Source organism: Caulobacter sp. RHG1 (assembly GCF_013181195.1).
Taxonomy (GTDB): domain Bacteria; phylum Pseudomonadota; class Alphaproteobacteria; order Caulobacterales; family Caulobacteraceae; genus Caulobacter.
This window is the reverse complement of sequence record NZ_SMZP01000007.1, coordinates 62,280-79,009: the sequence shown is the minus strand read 5'-3', so window position 1 is coordinate 79,009 and position 16,730 is coordinate 62,280. Positions and strand designations below refer to the sequence as shown.

Annotated in this window: 14 protein-coding genes and 2 pseudogenes; 8 read left to right on the top strand and 8 right to left on the bottom strand. The window is 68.0% G+C overall.

Going from position 1 to position 16,730, the window contains the following annotated elements; translation table 11 throughout:
* The 3 genes and pseudogenes from E1H18_RS18795 (at position 1) to E1H18_RS18785 (ending at position 1,784) form a co-directional block, all read left to right on the top strand.
* Positions 1-975 (top strand): glycosyltransferase family 9 protein, encoded by a 975-nt coding sequence (locus tag E1H18_RS18795; RefSeq protein ID WP_172271338.1) that lies wholly within the window; start codon positions 1-3, stop codon positions 973-975.
* Entirely contained in the window at positions 976-1,380 is a 405-nt protein-coding gene (locus E1H18_RS18790) for a DUF6165 family protein (protein WP_172271336.1), read from the top strand. It abuts the gene before it with no gap.
* A pseudogene (locus E1H18_RS18785) lies at positions 1,377-1,784 on the top strand (ACT domain-containing protein). Before E1H18_RS18790 ends, E1H18_RS18785 begins: the two are co-directional and overlap by 4 nt.
* Here the strand turns inward: E1H18_RS18785 and E1H18_RS18780 are convergent.
* Both E1H18_RS18780 and E1H18_RS18775 read right to left on the bottom strand, forming a co-directional pair.
* On the bottom strand, positions 1,771-2,571 hold the full coding sequence (locus E1H18_RS18780) for an enoyl-CoA hydratase/isomerase (protein WP_172271335.1): 801 nt from the start codon (positions 2,569-2,571) through the stop codon (positions 1,771-1,773). The pseudogene E1H18_RS18785 and the gene E1H18_RS18780 overlap by 14 nt on opposite strands.
* Before the next feature lie 140 nt (positions 2,572-2,711).
* Positions 2,712-3,773, bottom strand: coding sequence for a GGDEF domain-containing protein (locus E1H18_RS18775; RefSeq protein ID WP_172271333.1), 1,062 nt, complete (start codon positions 3,771-3,773; stop codon positions 2,712-2,714).
* A gap of 192 nt (positions 3,774-3,965) precedes the next feature.
* On the opposite strand from E1H18_RS18775, the gene E1H18_RS18770 reads away from it, so the two are divergent.
* Both E1H18_RS18770 and E1H18_RS18765 read left to right on the top strand, forming a co-directional pair.
* Entirely contained in the window at positions 3,966-5,423 is a 1,458-nt protein-coding gene (locus E1H18_RS18770) for a coniferyl aldehyde dehydrogenase (protein ID WP_172271331.1), read from the top strand.
* Positions 5,424-5,468: 45 nt separating this feature from the next.
* Positions 5,469-6,620: a DUF563 domain-containing protein gene (locus E1H18_RS18765; protein ID WP_172271330.1), complete on the top strand. Its 1,152-nt coding sequence runs from the start codon at positions 5,469-5,471 to the stop codon at positions 6,618-6,620.
* Here the strand turns inward: E1H18_RS18765 and E1H18_RS18760 are convergent.
* A complete protein-coding gene (locus E1H18_RS18760) occupies positions 6,615-6,905 on the bottom strand; it encodes an aa3-type cytochrome c oxidase subunit IV (RefSeq protein WP_172271328.1) in 291 nt (96 codons plus the stop codon). The genes E1H18_RS18765 and E1H18_RS18760 overlap by 6 nt on opposite strands.
* A gap of 166 nt (positions 6,906-7,071) precedes the next feature.
* A complete protein-coding gene (locus E1H18_RS18755) occupies positions 7,072-8,679 on the bottom strand; it encodes a DEAD/DEAH box helicase (protein WP_172271326.1) in 1,608 nt (535 codons plus the stop codon).
* Between the two features lie 198 nt (positions 8,680-8,877).
* On the opposite strand from E1H18_RS18755, the gene E1H18_RS18750 reads away from it, so the two are divergent.
* Both E1H18_RS18750 and mfd read left to right on the top strand, forming a co-directional pair.
* Positions 8,878-9,171: a succinate dehydrogenase assembly factor 2 gene (locus tag E1H18_RS18750; RefSeq protein WP_172271325.1), complete on the top strand. Its 294-nt coding sequence runs from the start codon at positions 8,878-8,880 to the stop codon at positions 9,169-9,171.
* Between the two features lie 21 nt (positions 9,172-9,192).
* Positions 9,193-12,660 (top strand): transcription-repair coupling factor, encoded by a 3,468-nt coding sequence (gene mfd, locus E1H18_RS18745; protein ID WP_172271323.1) that lies wholly within the window; start codon positions 9,193-9,195, stop codon positions 12,658-12,660.
* Positions 12,661-12,671: 11 nt separating this feature from the next.
* Here mfd and E1H18_RS26905 read toward each other — a convergent pair.
* From E1H18_RS26905 to E1H18_RS18730, 4 genes and pseudogenes are all read right to left on the bottom strand, one after another.
* Positions 12,672-12,768, bottom strand: a pseudogene (locus E1H18_RS26905) (hypothetical protein); the annotation flags it as partial.
* Positions 12,769-12,773: 5 nt separating this feature from the next.
* A complete protein-coding gene (locus E1H18_RS18740; protein WP_172271321.1) occupies positions 12,774-13,298 on the bottom strand; it encodes a CcdC protein domain-containing protein in 525 nt (174 codons plus the stop codon).
* Between the two features lie 34 nt (positions 13,299-13,332).
* Positions 13,333-13,983: a DsbA family protein gene (locus tag E1H18_RS18735; protein ID WP_172271319.1), complete on the bottom strand. Its 651-nt coding sequence runs from the start codon at positions 13,981-13,983 to the stop codon at positions 13,333-13,335.
* Positions 13,984-14,042: 59 nt separating this feature from the next.
* Positions 14,043-15,368: a diguanylate cyclase domain-containing protein gene (locus E1H18_RS18730; RefSeq protein WP_172271318.1), complete on the bottom strand. Its 1,326-nt coding sequence runs from the start codon at positions 15,366-15,368 to the stop codon at positions 14,043-14,045.
* Positions 15,369-15,574: 206 nt separating this feature from the next.
* Here E1H18_RS18730 and E1H18_RS18725 point away from each other — a divergent pair, with 206 nt between their 5' ends.
* Complete coding sequence (locus E1H18_RS18725) at positions 15,575-16,702, top strand: CaiB/BaiF CoA-transferase family protein (protein WP_172271316.1); 1,128 nt, start codon at positions 15,575-15,577, stop codon at positions 16,700-16,702.
* The last annotated feature ends 28 nt before the right edge of the window (positions 16,703-16,730 follow it).

Sequence of the window (16,730 nt, the reverse complement as noted above, 5' to 3'; positions counted from 1 at the left end):
ATGGTCCAGACAGTCCTGATCTATTCGATGGGCGAGGTGATCGGCGACGGCCTGATCAAGCTGCCCTTCATCGCCGGCCTGCGCGCGGCGTTCCCGGACGCTCGCATCAGCTGGTGCGCCGCCAAGGTCGAAACCGTCTACGCCGGCCCGCTGAAGAGCGTGGTGGCGGGCTATATCGACGAGCTCATCCTGGAAGGTCGCAACGGCGGCGCACCGCTGGACATGCTGCCGTGGAACCGGCCGTTCTGCGGTCGCAAGTTCGATCTCGTCATAGACACCCAGGAGCATGTCGGCCGTAGCGGCGTCGCCAAGCGCGGCGCCAGCGGTCGGTTCGTCTCGGCCGCTCATCAGGCGCGAAGCAAGGACTGGCCCGTCGCCGTCACCGACCGTCTGGCGCGACTGTTGAGTCTCGCCACGGACGGGCAGGGTGCGCCTCGCCCTCTGACGCTGAACAATCCCGACGCCTTGAAGGCCGCGCAGGCCTTGCTGCCAGCCGGCCCTACCTTTGTCGGCTTGGCGCCCGGCGCCGGCGGCCAGGATAAGCGCTGGCCGCTTGAGAACTATCTGGAGCTGGCCCGCCGGATCGCAGCCAACGGTTGGGCGCCGGTGTTCTTCTTTGGCCCCGACGAGGCCGAGGACGCCGCCATCGCCGCGCGGGAGGTTCCTCAGGCCCTCCAGCCCGAGCGCAACCGCACCGACGACTTCAGCGCGGTGAAGGGGCCGCTGCTGGTCATCGCCCTGGCCGGACGCCTGGCGGCTGGCGTGGCTAACGACGCCGGTCCCGGTCACATGCTGGCCGCTGGCGGCGCGCCTCTGCTGTCGCTGCAGCAGGACCGTCGCAAGTCGGTGAAATTCCGTCCGGCGGCGGAGCGGCTTGAGCTACTGGTCGCGGAAGACTACGGAAGCGGCATGGGCGCTCTGCCGGTCGATGCGGCTTGGCTGGCGCTGCAGAAATTGGTCTCCGGAGCGTCCTGAATGTCCATCCTCGCGCCGATCTCGGCGGGCGAACTGGTCGACAAGATCACCATCCTGAGGGTTAAGGCCCAGCGCATCGGCGATCCGGTCAAGGAGGCCAATGTTCGCAAGGAGCTGGCTCTGCTGGAGGCCACCGCCCGCGAGCACCTGCCCGACAATGCCGAGATCGCCCGGCTGACCGACGCGCTCATGACCGTCAACGCCGCCCTCTGGGACATCGAGGACGGCAAGCGCGACTGCGAGCGCCGCCAGGATTTTGGTCCCGACTTCGTCGCCCTGGCCCGCCGCGTCTATATCGACAACGACCAGCGCGCCGCCATCAAGCGGGCGATCAACGAGGCCGCGGGCTCGGAGATCATCGAGGAAAAGAGCTACCGGCCCTATCTGGCGGTTCCCGAGAAGTGACGCAGCTTGTTAGCGGCGCCCGCGAGATGGTCGCCGGCATGACGCCCCAGCTGATGCCTGGAGCCTACGTGTTCTGCGCGGCCGGCGACCGCGACTGAGCTGCCCTGGACCCGCTAGCCATGTTCCGTGAGTCAGAAGGGATCAGCCTGATCCTGGAGCGCGACGCCGCCGCAGCGGCGGGCTTTCCCGTCGATGCGCCGATGGCTCTGATCACGCTGAACGTCTATTCGGCCCTCGACGGCGTGGGCCTGACCGCCGCCGTCGCCTCGGCGCTGGCCAAGACCAACATCGCCTGCAACATGGTCGCGGCGCTGAACCACGACCATGTTTTCGTGCCACTGGATCGCGCTGACGAAGCAGTTCGAATCCTGTTGAATCTGCAGGCCGCCGCTACCGCCCCTTGAAGGCCGCCGCGCGTTTCTGGAGGAAGGCGCTGACGCCTTCGAGGAAGTCCTCGGTCTTGCCGGCGACCTTCTGAGCCTTGCGCTCGGCGTGCAACTGGCCGGTCCAGTCGCTGTCCAGACTGTCCCAGACCAGCTTGCGGATCGTGCCAAGCGCCGCTGGGCCCTGGGCCAGTTCGAGCGCTAGGGCGTGAGCGGTCGGGATCAGGTCGGCGTCCGCCACGACGCGGTTGACCAGGCCCCACTGCAGAGCCGTTGCGGCAGGGATCTTGTCGCCCAGCAGCATCATCTCCATCGCGCGCGCCTTGCCGATCAGGCGCGGCAGCAGATAGGTCGAGCCGCCGTCGGGGACCAGGCCGATGCGGCGGAAGGCCTGCAGGAAATAGGCGCTGTCGGCGGCCACGATGATGTCGCCCATCAGCGCGATCGAGCAGCCGACGCCGGCCGCCGGACCGTTCACCGCCGTCACGATCGGCAGCGGGAAATCGCGCAGCAGGGTCATCAGCGGGTTGTAGGTGCTTTCCAGCGCCGAGCCGGCGTCGGGCTTGCCGTCAACATCGAGCTCGCGCCCGGCCGCGCCGCCGCCCGACAGATTGGCGCCCGAGCAGAAGCCGCGGCCTTCGCCGGTCAGGATCACTGCGCGGGCTTCACGGCCGTGGGCGATGGCCGAGAAGGCGTGGATCAGCTCGCGGGCGATCTCCAGGCTGGCCGCGTTCAGCGTCGACGGATCGGCGAGGGTGACGGTGGCGACGCCGCCTTCCGTCGAGACACGGATCTTCTGATAGTCCACGGCCTGGGCTCCCATCTCTGTTCGTTGGGGAGACTCTAGGCGCCTTTGCCGCTTGGGAAGGCTAGCGGAAATTTCAAAAAGGAAACGCCGCCGATCGTGAGACCAGCGGCGCGACAGGTAGGTCTTCTGCTGAAGCTTGCTTAGGCGGCGTTGGCCGAGGCCGGCATCGACTCCGCGGCCGTGACCCGATTACGGCCGCCGCGCTTGGAGGCGTAGAGCGCCGCATCGGCGCGCTCCATGAGCGAGTGGCCGGTTTCGCCCGGGCGACGGTCGGCAAAGCCCGACGACACGGTGATGGCGCCCAGGTCCTCGTTGGTCGAGCGACGCTTGAGCATGCGCGATGACACTTCGACGCGGATTTCTTCCAGGGTCGTGGCCACGATCGAAGCGGCCTCGCGCGGGAAGATCATCGCGAACTCTTCGCCGCCGTAACGCGCGGCAAAGCGCGGCGGGGCGGCCACGCGGCCAATCACCGAGGCGACGTAACGGATGACCTGGTCGCCCGTCTGGTGGCCCCAGGTGTCGTTGAAGCCCTTGAAATGGTCGATGTCGAGCACAGCCAGGCAGATGCTGGAGCCTTGCTCGTCGGCGTCCGAACAGGCGCGGTCCAGCTCGTCGTCGAAGGCCTTGCGGTTGGCCAAGTTGGTCAGGCCGTCGGTGGTGGCGTCGCGGCGGACCTGTTCCAGGTGCTCGCGCAGGCGTTCGACCTCGGAGGTCGATTCGGCCAGACGCGATTCCAGCGACTGGTTCTCCTTGTGGACGCGGCGAGTGGCGTCGGCCAGATGGGTGACGACGGTCTTGATCGCCTCGACGTCGGTCGAACCATCCAGGCTCTTGCTGGCGCCGGCCAGCTGCTGGCCGAAGGCGGCGTTGGTCTTCTGGGCGTTCTGGATGGCCTTGGAGACCGCTTCCAGTTCCTTCGAGAGGATGTCGCCGGCGTCGCGGATCTGTTCGTTCAGGCGCGCCTTGGGCAGGTAGTGCGCGGCCAGCTCCTCGCTGACCAGCTCGGTCATCGGTTCGCCCAGCGAGATCAGACGGGTCAGCTCACGCGCCAGGGCCCCGTCGGGGTCGGCGACGTAGTGCGTCCATAGCTCGAAATTCAAGGCGGTCGGCCACACCTGGTGGCGCTCCATCAGTTCCACCGCGCGCGAGGCGATCCGGTAGGCTTCAGGACCGCGCAGGATGGTTTCGACGTCCGACATCTTTCTTCCCCGGCTCGACTTTCCCGTACGGAAAGACCGATCGCTTGGAGCCACACCGTAGTCAGAAGAGTCTTACGAGGCGTTAAGCGCGAACAACGTTCGCTTGCGCGGGCTCTTTCCCTCGCCCATGGTGATCGCCGATAAGATGAGCGCGGCACGGCCAGCGCCACTCGGGCGGAGGGAGCTAAGACTATGAATGCACCGGTGAATCTTGGGTCCGAGGCGCATCGCGCCAGCATGAACGTCGTTCTTCAGCGTCAGAAAGCCGCAAGTCTTCGGGACGGTCCGCCTAGCGTCGAAACCCGGATCGAGTGGATTAACCGCTCGATCGACCTCTTGGTCGGCCACCAGACAGAGATCGCCCGCGCCATCAACGCCGATTTCGGCTCGCGCTCGCCCGAAGCCACGGCCCTGACCGACGTCGCCGGCTCGATCGGTCCGCTGAAATTCGCCCGCGAGAACGTCGCCAAGTGGATGAAGCCGCAGAAGCGCAAGACCACCCCCGCCATCCTGGGCCTGTTCGGGGCCAAGGCCGGCATCCAGTATCAGCCCAAGGGCGTCGTGGGCGTGATCAGTCCCTGGAACTTCCCGGTCAATCTGACCTTCGCGCCGCTGGCGGGGATCTTCGCAGCGGGCAACCGCACCATGATCAAACCGTCGGAATACACCCCGGCGACCTCCGAGCTGCTCAAGGTCATGTTCGCCAAGGTCTTCTCCGAGGATGAGGTCGCGGTGTTCGTCGGCGGGCCCGAAGTGGGCGAGGCGTTCTCGGGTCTGGCCTTCGACCACCTGGTGTTCACCGGCGCGACTTCCGTGGCCCGGCACGTGATGCGCGCGGCGGCGGAGAACCTGGTGCCAGTGACCCTGGAGCTGGGCGGCAAGAGCCCGGTGATCCTGTCGCGCGGGGCCGACATGGCCACGGCCGCGGCGCGGATCATGAACGGCAAGACCCTCAACGCCGGCCAGATCTGCCTGGCGCCCGACTACGTCCTGGCGCCCCAGGAAGAGGTGGAGACCTTCGTCGCGGAAGCTCAGGCCGCTGTCGGCCGTTACTTCCCGACCCTGAAAGACAATCCCGACTATACGGCCCTGGTCGCCCAGCGGCACTATGACCGGGTCAAGGGCTATGTCGACGACGCCCGGGCCAAGGGCGCACGGGTCATCGAGATCAATCCCGGCGGCGAGGATCTCTCGCAGCAGGAGCACCGCAAGATCGCCCCGACCCTGATCCTGGACCCCACCGACGACATGAAGGTGATGCAGGAAGAGATCTTCGGGCCCGTCCTGCCGGTGAAGACCTACAAGACGCTCGACGAGGCCGTGGACTATGTGAACGCCCACGACCGGCCGTTGGCGCTCTACTGGTTCGGGACCGACGATGCCGAGAAGGAGCGGGTACTGAGCCGCACCACCAGTGGCGGGGTGACGGTCAACGACGTGATTTTCCACGTCGCTCAGGAGGACCTGCCGTTCGGCGGCGTCGGTCCGGCTGGCATGGGCGCCTATCACGGTCATGACGGCTTCCTGGAGTTCAGCCACCGCAAGGCGGTCTTCCATCAGCTGAAGAAGGACATCGCCCCGATGCTGGGCCTGCGCCCGCCGTACGGGGAGGGGATCCGCAAGTACCTGGCCGGCCAGATCAAGAAGTAGTCGGGTCGCTTTGATTTCTCGGGCGCGGCATGCTCCAAGCGGCGCATGACCGCGCCGCTGCCCTTGCGCCTGATCGTCGAAGCCCAGGACCTGCCGCCGCTGCTGCTGGACGCCCTGCGCGAGCGCTTCGTCCAAGGCGAGAGCGGCGTCGCCTGGCTGCCGGCGGCCGACGCCTCAGACGGCGCGCCGGCCGGACGGATTGGCGGTCCGCAGGCCAGCGTCTGGCCGCATGACATCGACGCCCCGCCGCCGGTCAACGCGCCAGCCTTGTGCGCGATCGGGGAGGCCTGGTGGTTCCCGCGCTTCGGCGGGCTGATCGGAACCGACGGCGCGCTCTACAACGCGACCATCGTCGAGGCGCGGCAGGGTTCGCCGGACCTCTCGGCGCTGACCGGCGTCACCGATAACGCCGCGCGCTTCACGCCGCCGGTCGACGCGCCGTTCATCGAGGCTGGCGCGGTGTTCCTGCCCTGGGGCGGCACGTTCAACTACGGCCACTTCGTCATCGACGCCCTGACGTCGCTGCTGGCGCTGGAGAAGGCGGGCCTGCTGGACGGGACGCCGGTGCTGGCGCCGCCGTTGACGGCCTGGCAGCGTGACCTGATCGCCATGGCCTTTCCGGATCTGGAGATCACCGAGGTCGATGCGCCGTCCGTGCGCCTGGGCCGGGTGACCTACGCCACCTGCATGGATCACTTCCTGCACCATCCCAATGCGCTGCTGGCCGAGGTCGCCGAGCGCGTGCTGGCGCGGGCGCCGGCCGGGCAAGGCGCGCGACGCGTCTATCTCTCGCGGCGCGGTCAGTCGATGCGGGTCATGGTCGGCGAGGCGGCGTTCGAGCGGGCCTTGGCCAAGCGCGGCTTCGTCATCGTGAGCCCCGAAACCCTCAGCGCCGCCGAACAGATCGCCCTGATGCGCGACGCCGAGGTCGTGGTCGGCGCCAGCGGCGCGGCCCTGGCCAACGCCGTCTTCCTGCCCCGCGACGCGCGGGTGGTGGAAGTCCAACCGACCAACTTCACCAGCCAATGGGTGAGGGCGGCCTGCCGCCAGGTCGGCGTCGACTGGCGCGGCTATGTCTGCGCTTCGCCGATCCCGCGCTGGCGGACGCCGCCGATGGCCCAACTGCGCCGTGGGTTCAGGTTCGCTTATCGGCCGCGGCTGGACGACCTGCTGCGGTTCGTCGACGAGGCGCTATAGGATGCCCTTGCGGCCCGGAACCCAGGGGTCCAGCGGCTGCTTCTCCTCGCGGCGGACCATGCCGTAATAGCCCGCTACCCAGACCAGCGCGAAGACGATCGCGCCGCCCCAGAAGCCGCCGGGCGTTGCGAACGCCACGGTCAGGCCGCTGATCCCGGCCGCGAGCGCCAGCATTGACCAGCGTAGAAGCATGTTGAAGCCGTGATAGGTCTTCTCGTGCGCGATCAGGTCGGCTTCCTTCGCCGGGTCAGGCGCCTTGGCGGTGTTGAAGTCGATGACGGTCATGGGCAGTCCTCCCATTCGTTGGGCGACCGGCCGGGCTCCGGCGCGATCAAGCCGAGAACGAGCTCAGAATAACACCGTTCCGCAAGCGCGACCATCGGCCGTGTCCGCAAACGAGAAAGGCGCCGGACGGGTCCGGCGCCTTTCAAGATCTTGCGATCGTGGAGCGTTACTTGCCGCGGGGCGGACGCGCCAGGAAGGCCGGCACATCATTGCCGAAGCCGACGACGCGACGGTCGTCGTCATCGCGGTCGCGGATCGGCTGAACGCCACGCACCGGACGCTCGGGACGTTCAGGGCGATCCTGACGTTCGGCGCGCTCAGGGCGTTCCGCACGCTCGGTGCGTTCCGGACGTGCGGGACGCTCGGCGGCTTCGATGGTCGAGGCCGGGGCGGTCGGACGCGGTTCACGCTCGCGGCGCGGCTTGCGTTCGCGGGCGGGACGCTCCTCGACGGGCGCGGCTTCCGGCGTTTCGACAACTTCGGCCTCGGCCGGAGTTTCGGCGGCGGCCTCTTCCGAGGCGCGGCCGCGGTTGCGGCCACGGCCGCCCGGACGCTCGCTGCGGTCACGATCCTTGTCGCGGTCACGAGCGCCGCGCTTGCGATCGCGGTCGCCCTCGCGCTTGACCGTCACGGCGTTGGAGTAGTCGAGCTCGAGCTTCTCTTCGTCCGGCGTCATGCCGATCAGCTTGATGACCTTGTCGAAGCCCTTGTCGTCGGCCGGGGTCACCAGCATGTAGGTCACGCCCGTGCGCCCGGCGCGGCCGGTGCGGCCGATGCGGTGGACATAGTCGTCGGCGTGGTGCGGGACGTCGTAGTTGAAGACGTGGCTGACGGCCGGAATGTCCAGCCCGCGGGCGGCGACGTCCGAGGCCACCAGGATCTTCAGCGCGCCCGAACGGAAGTCCGCCAGGGTCTTGGTGCGCTGGCTCTGGTCCAGGTCGCCATGGATCGGGGCGGCGTCGAAGCCGTGCACCTTCAGCGACTTGGCGACGATGTCGACTTCGGTCTTGCGATTGCAGAACACGATGCCGGTTTCGATGTTGGCCTTCTCGACCAGGGCCCGCAGCGCCAGGCGCTTGGCCTTGGGGTCGGAGGAGGGCACCTTGACCAGCAGCTGGGTGATGTTGGCGTTGGTCGTCGCCGGCTTGGCCACTTCAATCCTGACAGGGTCTTTCAGGAACTGCTTGGTCAGGCGCGTGATTTCCGGCGGCATGGTCGCCGAGAAGAACAGGGTCTGCTTCTTGGGCGGCGTCATCTTGAAGATGCGCTCGATGTCCGGGATGAAGCCCATGTCCAGCATGCGGTCGGCTTCGTCGACGACCAGGAACTGGACGCCGGTCATCAGCAGTTTGCCGCGTTCGAAATGGTCGAGCAGACGGCCCGGCGTGGCGATCAGCACGTCGACGCCGCGGTCCAGCTTCTTTTCCTGGTCGCCGAACGAGACGCCGCCGATCAGCAGCGCCCACGAGAGCTTGGTGCCCTTGGCGTACTTCTCGAAGCTGGAGGCGACCTGGTCGGCCAGCTCGCGGGTCGGGGCGATGACCAGGGCGCGCGGCATGCGAGCCTTGGCGCGGCCCGACTGCAGCTTGTCGATCAGCGGCAGGGTGAAGGCGGCGGTCTTGCCGGTGCCCGTTTGGGCGATGCCGAGCACGTCCTGGCCCGCGAGGGCGACCGGAATGGCCTGGGCTTGAATGGGGGTCGCAGTGGTATAGCCGGTGTCGGCGACCGCCTGCAGGGTCGTGGGCGAAAGCCCGAGGTCGGTAAATTCGGTCATGTACACGCTGGTCTGACGGAGCCGCCCGTGCTTGGGCGAGCGGGCGGCGCGGATTCGCCAGACCTGCTCCGAAGGTGGGGATAAATAGGCCGAAAGTCGGCAAAGTCAATCTCTGCAAGGGCACAGGATCTCTGCTGACATGTTCGAGCATCCGTGACGCTGGCGCCTGGGCGAGCACCGCTCTATATCCGCCGACACATGACTATCGATCACGACTCCCGCCTCAAGCGCCTTCGTTTTCGCGCCTGGCATCGCGGCTTCCGGGAAGCGGACCTGATCCTGGGTCCGTTTGCGGACGTCCATGGCCCGAACCTCACCCCCGAGCAGTTCGACACCTTGGAAACCCTGCTGGAACAGCCGGATCGCGAGATCTATGCCTGGATCGTCGGCCAGGAAGAGACGCCCGAAACGTTCGAGACCGACGTCCTGGCGATGATCCGCGCGTTCAGGTTCGAAGCGCACGCCGCGCGTCCGATCGGCGACGGCGCCTAAAGCACACTTAGAAGAGACGTCATGGCCTACGACGCCAAACAGATCGCCAAGGCCGCCGGCGGCCTGACCCTGGCCGGCGCGCCGGAGGGCTTCGACGCCCTGGTGATGGCCGACATCGCCCGAGCGCGCGGCGGCCTGACCGCCTTCGTGGCCCGAGACACGGCCCGCGCCGGCGCGTTCATCGACGCCTTGAAGTTCTTCGCCCCCGAGATCGAGGCGGTGCTGCTGCCCTCGTGGGACTGCCTGCCCTACGACCGCATCGGCCCGTCATCGGGCGTGTCGGCCACTCGGATGGCGACCTTATCGCGCCTGGCCCGAGGCCTCGGCGACAAGAAGGCCGCCATCCTGGTCATCGCCGCGCCGGCCCTGCTGCAGCGCGTGCCGACCAAGGACGTGCTGCTGCGCGCCAGCTACAGCGCCAAGGTCGGCAACAGCGTCGATATCAAGGACCTGGAGCGCTATTTCGCCGTCAACGGCTACACCCGCGCCTCCACCGTCTCCGAGCGCGGCGAGTTCGCCATTCGCGGCGGCGTCATCGACGTCTATCCGCCGGCCGCCGAGGAGCCTGTGCGCCTCGATCTGTTCGGCGACACGCTGGAAAGCATCCGCGCCTTCGATCCCGAGACCCAGCGCTCGACCAAGCAGCTGAAGGAAATCGACCTGCTGCCGGTCAGCGAGGCGCTGCTGGACGCCGACGGCATCTCGCGGTTCCGCAAGGGCTATGTCGCGGAGTTCGGCGCACCGGGCGATGATCCGCTGTACGCCGCCGTCAGCGAGGGCGGCCGCCGCGCCGGTCTCGAGCATTGGCTGCCGCTGTTCTACGAGCGAATGTCGACCCTGTTCGATTACCTGCCGGACGGCGCGCTGATCGGCGTCGATCACCAAGCCGCCGAGGCTCGCGACGAGCGCCTGGCCATGATCCAGGACGCCTACGAGGCCCGCGCCAGCGCCGACCGCAAATCGGCCTATCGCCCCCTGGCGCCCGAGGCGCTGTACCTGACCGCCGCCGAGTGGGACCGCGAGCTCACCGACCGCACGCACCGCCTGTTCACACCGTTCCAGCCCCAGGGCCTGGACGTCGTCGACCTCGGCGCCAAGCTGGGCCGAGTGTTCGCCGCCGAGCGGGCGCAGGACAGCGTCAACCTGTTCGAGGCGACTGCCGACCATGCGAAAAAGCTGGCCGGGGAGGGCAAGCGCGTCCTGTTCGCCTCGTGGTCCGAGGGCTCGTCCGAACGCCTGGGGACCATGCTGGCCGACCATGGCCTGAAGAAGATCCCCTATGCCGGCTACTGGCAGGCGGCCAAGGCCAACGATCCGAAAGCCCCGCAACGCGTCGTGCTGCCGCTGGACCACGGCTTTGAGACCGACCAGCTGGCGGTGATCTCCGAGACCGACATCCTGGGCGACCGCCTGGCCCGCCCGCGTAAGAAGCGCCGCGCCGCCAACTTCCTGGCCGAAGCATCCGCGCTGACGCCGGGCGATCTGGTCGTCCACATCGACCACGGCATTGGTCGCTATGAGGGCCTGAAGACCCTGGACGTCCAGGGCGCGCCGCACGACTGCCTCGACCTGATGTACGGCGGCGAGGCCAAGCTGTATCTGCCCGTCGAGAACATCGACCTGCTGACCCGCTACGGCGCGTCCGACCCCGACAGCGTCCAGCTGGACAAACTGGGTGGCGCGGCCTGGCAGGGCCGCAAGGCCAAGGCGAAGGAGCGCCTGCGGGTCATGGCCGAGGGCCTGATCCAGATCGCCGCCGCCCGCTCGCTGAAGTCCGTCGAGGAGACCGACGCGCCCCAGGGCGTGTTCGACGAGTTCTGCGCCCGCTTCCCCTACGAGGAGACGGACGACCAGCTCAGCGCCATCCAGGACATTCTCGAGGACCTGGGCTCGGGCAAGCCGATGGACCGCCTGATCTGCGGCGACGTCGGCTTCGGCAAGACCGAGGTCGCCCTGCGCGCGGCCTTCGTGGTGGCGATGAGCGGCAAGCAGGTCGCGGTTGTCTGCCCGACGACCCTGCTGGCCCGCCAGCACTACAAGACCTTCAAGGACCGTTTCCAGGGCTGGCCGATCAAGGTCACGCGCCTGTCGCGCCTGGTCACCGGCAAGGAAGCCGCCGAGACCCGCGAGGGCCTGGCCAATGGTCAGTTCGAGATCGTGGTCGGCACCCACGCGGTGCTGTCCAAGCAGGTCGCGTTCAAGGACCTGGGCCTGGTGATCGTCGACGAGGAGCAGCACTTCGGGGTCAAGCACAAGGAGAAGCTCAAAGAGCTTCGCGCCGACGTGCACATGCTGACCCTGACCGCGACGCCGATCCCGCGCACCTTGCAGATGGCGCTGTCGGGCATCCGCGAGATGTCGATCATCGCCACCCCGCCGGTCGATCGCCTGGCGGTGCGCACCTATATCAGCCCGTTCGACCCGGTGACCCTGCGCGAAGCCCTGCTGCGCGAGAAGTACCGCGGCGGTCAGTCCTACTACGTCGTGCCGCGCATCAAGGACCTGGAGGACATCGAGAAGTTCCTCCGCACCCAGGTGCCCGAGGTGAAGTACGTCGTCGGCCACGGCCAGATGGCGGCCACCCAGCTGGAAGACGTGATGACGGCCTTCTACGAGGGCCAGTACGACGTGCTGCTGGCGACCACCATCGTCGAGAGCGGCCTGGACATCCCGTCGGCCAACACCCTGATCGTCCACCGCGCAGACATGTTCGGCCTGGCCCAGCTCTATCAGATCCGGGGCCGCGTCGGCCGGTCCAAGGCCCGCGCCTATGCCTATCTGACCACGCCGGTCGAAAAGACCCTGACCCTGTCGGCCGAGAAGCGCCTGCAGGTGCTGCAGTCCCTGGACAGCCTGGGGGCCGGCTTCCAACTGGCCAGCCACGACCTGGACCAGCGCGGCGGCGGCAACCTGTTGGGCGACGAGCAGAGCGGCCACATCAAGGAGATCGGCGTCGAGCTCTATCAGCAGATGCTGGAAGACGCGGTCGCCGAGCTGCGTCAGCGTCAGGGCCAGGAGGCTCTGCTGGAAGACCGGGGCTGGTCGCCGCAGATCAACACCGGCGCGGCCGTGATGATCCCCGACGAGTACGTGCCCGACCTGAACGTGCGCCTGTCGCTCTATCGCCGCCTGTCCGACGCCGAACAGGCCAACGACCGTGAAGCCCTGGCCGCCGAGATGATCGACCGCTTCGGCCCGCTGCCGCCCGAGACCGACAGCCTGCTCAAGGTCGTCGCCATCAAGGGCCTGTGCCGCGAGGCCAATGTCGCCAAGATCGACGTCGGCCCCAAGGGTGCGGTGGCCAGCTTCCGCAACGACACCTACGCCAATCCGCTCGGGCTGATGCAGCACGTCGCCAAGAACCACCTGATCTGGAAGGTCCGCCCGGACCAGAAGGTCGTGGTCAAGGGCGAGTGGGACACGCCGGCTCAGCGGTTGGACGCGGCCGAGAAAATCCTGACGGTGCTGGCGCGGCTGGCGAAGGCCTGACGGAAGCTGTGTGCGTCCTTCGAGGCCCGCTGCGCGGGCGCCTCAGGATGAGGTTATCTGTAGTTCCTCATCCTGAGGTGTGAGGCGAAGCCGAGCCTCGAAGGACGCACAGCCTAAGCCGCCGCCTTCGCCGCCCGGGCCGCCTTCAGCAGGCCCCAGGCGCGCAAGGCCATCTCAAGCCGCGAGACGCCGAACAGACCCACGGCCAGCACCACGAAGCCGTCGGTCAGCAGGCCGATGCTGATGTGCAGGGCGGCGGCGTTGCTCTCCAGATAGGCGCGAGCCGCGAAACGCACCACGAACAGGCCCAGCAGGAAGAGCAGGGCGGCCGGCGACGGCTTGGTGTTCAGCAGGTGCGTCTCGGGATCGATGCTGATCGGGACCAGCTTGCCGCGCATCCAGCCGATGCCCGCGCCGACCGCGAACACCAGGGCTAGCCACAACCAGTCCAGGCCGTGCGGCGGAAACTGCATCAGCAGAGCCACCGTCGCCGCGACCATCACCGCGGGCAGCACCCACATCCATTCCAGCTTCAGCCGCCGTTCCTGGTTCAGGCGGCGTATGCGAAAGAAGAGAACGAGACCGATCACGACGCCGGTGATGGCGTAGCTGATCATCTGCTGTTTCGAATGATCCACGATGCGTCCCCCGACGACTCTGGTGTGACGAGGATCAGGCCCCGGAAGCCAGGGCCTGGTCAATCGCCTCGACGATGCGTTCGGGCGTTTCGGCGCCGACGACCGCGACCTTGCCCGCGAAGATGGCGAACGGCACGCCGGTCACGCCCCCCTGAACCGCCATGGCGTGCTCGCGGGCCACGGCCTCTTTGTCCGCGCCTTCGGACAACAGTTGCAGCACCACCAGGCGCTCCATGCCGGCGGCCTCGGCGATGTCGCCCAGCACCATCGGATCGCCGATATCCAGGCCCTGCTCGAAATAGGCCTTGAACAGCGCCTCGACGACTTGGTCCTGCACGCCGGCAGACAGCCCCCAACGGATCAGGCGATGGGCGGCGTTGGTGTTGGGCGAGAACTGGATGGCCTCGAAGTCGAAGGCGATGCCTTCCTCAGCCCCGCCCTCGACCAGGGCCGCGTGTACGGCCTTCAGGCGCTCGGGGTCCTTGAACTTGTTGGCCATGTATTCCTTGCGGTCCACGCCCTCTTCAGGGATCGACGGATCCAGCTGATAGGCGCGCCAGATGAGCTGGGCCGGAACGTCGGGACGCAAGGCGAGGGCGGACTTCAGTCGTCGCCAGCCGAGATAACACCACGGGCAGACCACATCGGCGACGACGTCGACGAGCATGGGTTGGGGCTGGCTCACGTGGGTCTCCTCGGGAACGCGACTGGACGGGTTCCATATAGGCGCCCGATCGGGGAACGTCAGCCGGCGTCGCGTTTGAGCGCGCTGGAGGCGGCTCGCTCCAGGGCCTTGACCGCGCCTTCGCCGGGCTGGACCTCGGCGACGCCGATGTCGAACTCGCAGACGAACGGCGGGCGGTCTTCGCCGGCGTCAAAGGCCGTGCAACCGATCACGGCCGCGATCCGCTCGGCCGCCGCGCGGGCGGCGTTCAGATTGGTGGCCGGCAGAGCCAGGGCGAAGACCTCGGTGGCCAGGCGGGCCGGGGTGTCCTCGACGCGCACCAGGCGGCCGACCATCGAGCCGATCTGCGGAATGGCGCGGTCCAGCCACCCATTCTGACGGGCCCAGGTGGTCTCGGGCTTCTCGGCGATGCGCAGCACGCAGATCGACAGCGGCCGAGCGCGTTCGCGCGCCGCGGAAGACAGTCGCGCCAGATGGGCGGCGAACAGGTCGCGGGTGAACAGGCCGGTGGCGGCGTCCATCAGACCTGAGCTGCGAGCCTTCTCCAGGGCGCCACGAATGGCCTCGCCGCGCCGGAAGCTGCGGGCCAGCTCCATGACGCGCAGGGCGGTCTCGACTTCGGGCGTCTCGGGCGAGGCCACGTCGGACACGCCGCGATGGAACGCCTCTGACATGGTCACATAGCTCTCGGCCTTCAGATACAGCAGGGCCGGGATGTGGAAGAGGCGGGTGTTGCGGCGCATGCCGGCCGCGATCGACAGGGCTTCCTGCTGGCTGTCGCCGGCCCACAGCACCACGGAGTCGAAGGCCCGCTCGTGCAGATAGTCGAAGGCCGTATAGGCGGTGAACGCGCCGACTACTTCCGCGCCGCTGGCCTGCAGGGCGTTGGACAGGGCCAGGAACTGCGGGGCCGGCTCGCCGACCGCCAGGATGCGATAGGGCGCGCTGTCCGGCTCGGGCTGCTCCAGCCGGCGGCCGCGATCGCCGAAGGTCTCGAGCCGCAACTCGAACTCTTCCTCGGCGATGGCGGTGCGGACCAGGGTCTCCAGCCGCAGAGCGGCCTGCGACGGGTGCAGCGGCGGCGATAGGGTCAGATCGAAGGCCTGATTGCGATAGTCGCCTTCGGGCTCGCCGATGGCGATGACCGGCAGGCGACGCGGGGCGACGGCGGCCTTCAGGCGTCGAGCAAGGGTCTGGGTCTCGGGACCGGCGCTGGCCAGATCGACGATCACCGCTTCGATCGGCAGGTCGCCCAAGGCGGCGAGGGCGGCATAGGGGCCGCGGGCGGTGATGGTGCGCCAGCCCAACCGGTCCAGCCCTTCGGCCAGCGGTCCGGCGCGAACATCGTCGCGCGCCACGATCAGGATCCGGGCGTCAACCGCCAAACCAACCTCCGCCCGAACGCTCGCCTGACCGGTCATGCAAAGACCGCCGAGATTCGACACGGCAACATAGCAGAGGCTTGGCGCGGTCAAAGGTACGGAACGCCGCAGGCTGGGGGTAAACAGCAAGGGCTTGCCTGACCGAACGTCAGGGGCGTTCTAGTGTGCGAGACCGGCCGCGTCGAAGAGCCGACAGGGAGATATGGATCATGGGCCAGGGGCCGCTTTCGGGACTGAAGATCGTCGAGTTCGCCGGCATCGGTCCGGGGCCGTTCTGCGGCATGCTGCTGTCGGACCTGGGCGCCGACGTGATCCGCATCGACCGCAAGGGGCAGGGGCGGTCGTCGCCGGCCGACATCACCGCCCGCGGTCGTCGCTCGGTGGCGCTGGACCTCAAGAACCCCGAGGCGATCGAAACCTGCCTCAAGCTCTTGGAAAGCGCCGACGGCCTGATCGAGGGCTTCCGGCCGGGCGTGATGGAGCGCCTGGGCCTGGGTCCCGACGTCGTGCTGGCGCGCAATCCCAAGCTGGTTTTCGGCCGCATGACCGGCTGGGGCCAGACCGGTCCCTACGCCAAGGCCGCGGGCCACGACATGAACTACATCGCCATCACCGGCGCGCTGCACGCCATCGGCACCGAGGCCAAGCCCGTGCCGCCGCTGAACCTGGTGGGCGACTTCGGGGGCGGGGCGCTCTATCTGGCCTTCGGCCTGCTGGCCGGCGTGATCCATGCGCGGTCGACGGGCCAGGGACAGGTGATCGACTGCGCCATGAGCGACGGCGCGGCCTCGCTGATGGCCATGTTCTACGGCTTCAAGGCTGGCGGCATGTGGAACGAAGGCCGCCGCACCAACCTGCTCGACGGCGGCGCGCACTTCTACGACACCTACGAGTGCTCGGACGGCAAGTGGATCTCGATCGGCTCGATCGAGCCGCAATTCTATCTGCTGCTGCTGGAGAAGACCGGCATCACGGACCCGCAGTTCCAGCACCAGATGAGCCGCGAGGAGTGGCCGGAGCTGCGCGAGAAGCTGGCCGTGGTCATCAAGACCAAGACCCGTGACGACTGGTGCGCGATCATGGACGCCACCGACGTCTGCTTCGCTCCGGTCCTGAGCATGGACGAGGCCCCCAAGCACGCCCACAACGCCGCCCGCGAGACCTTCGTGGAGATCGGCGGCGTCACCCAGCCGGCTCCCGCGCCGCGCTTTTCGGCGACGCCCGGCGCGATCCAGGGCGCGCCGCCGAAGATCGGCGCCCACAACGACGAGGCCCTGGCCGACTGGGGCTTTTCCAGCGAGGCCATCGCCGGCTTGAAGGCGTCCGGCGCCCTCTAGAAGGATGAGCGCCGCGTTCAGGTGCGGT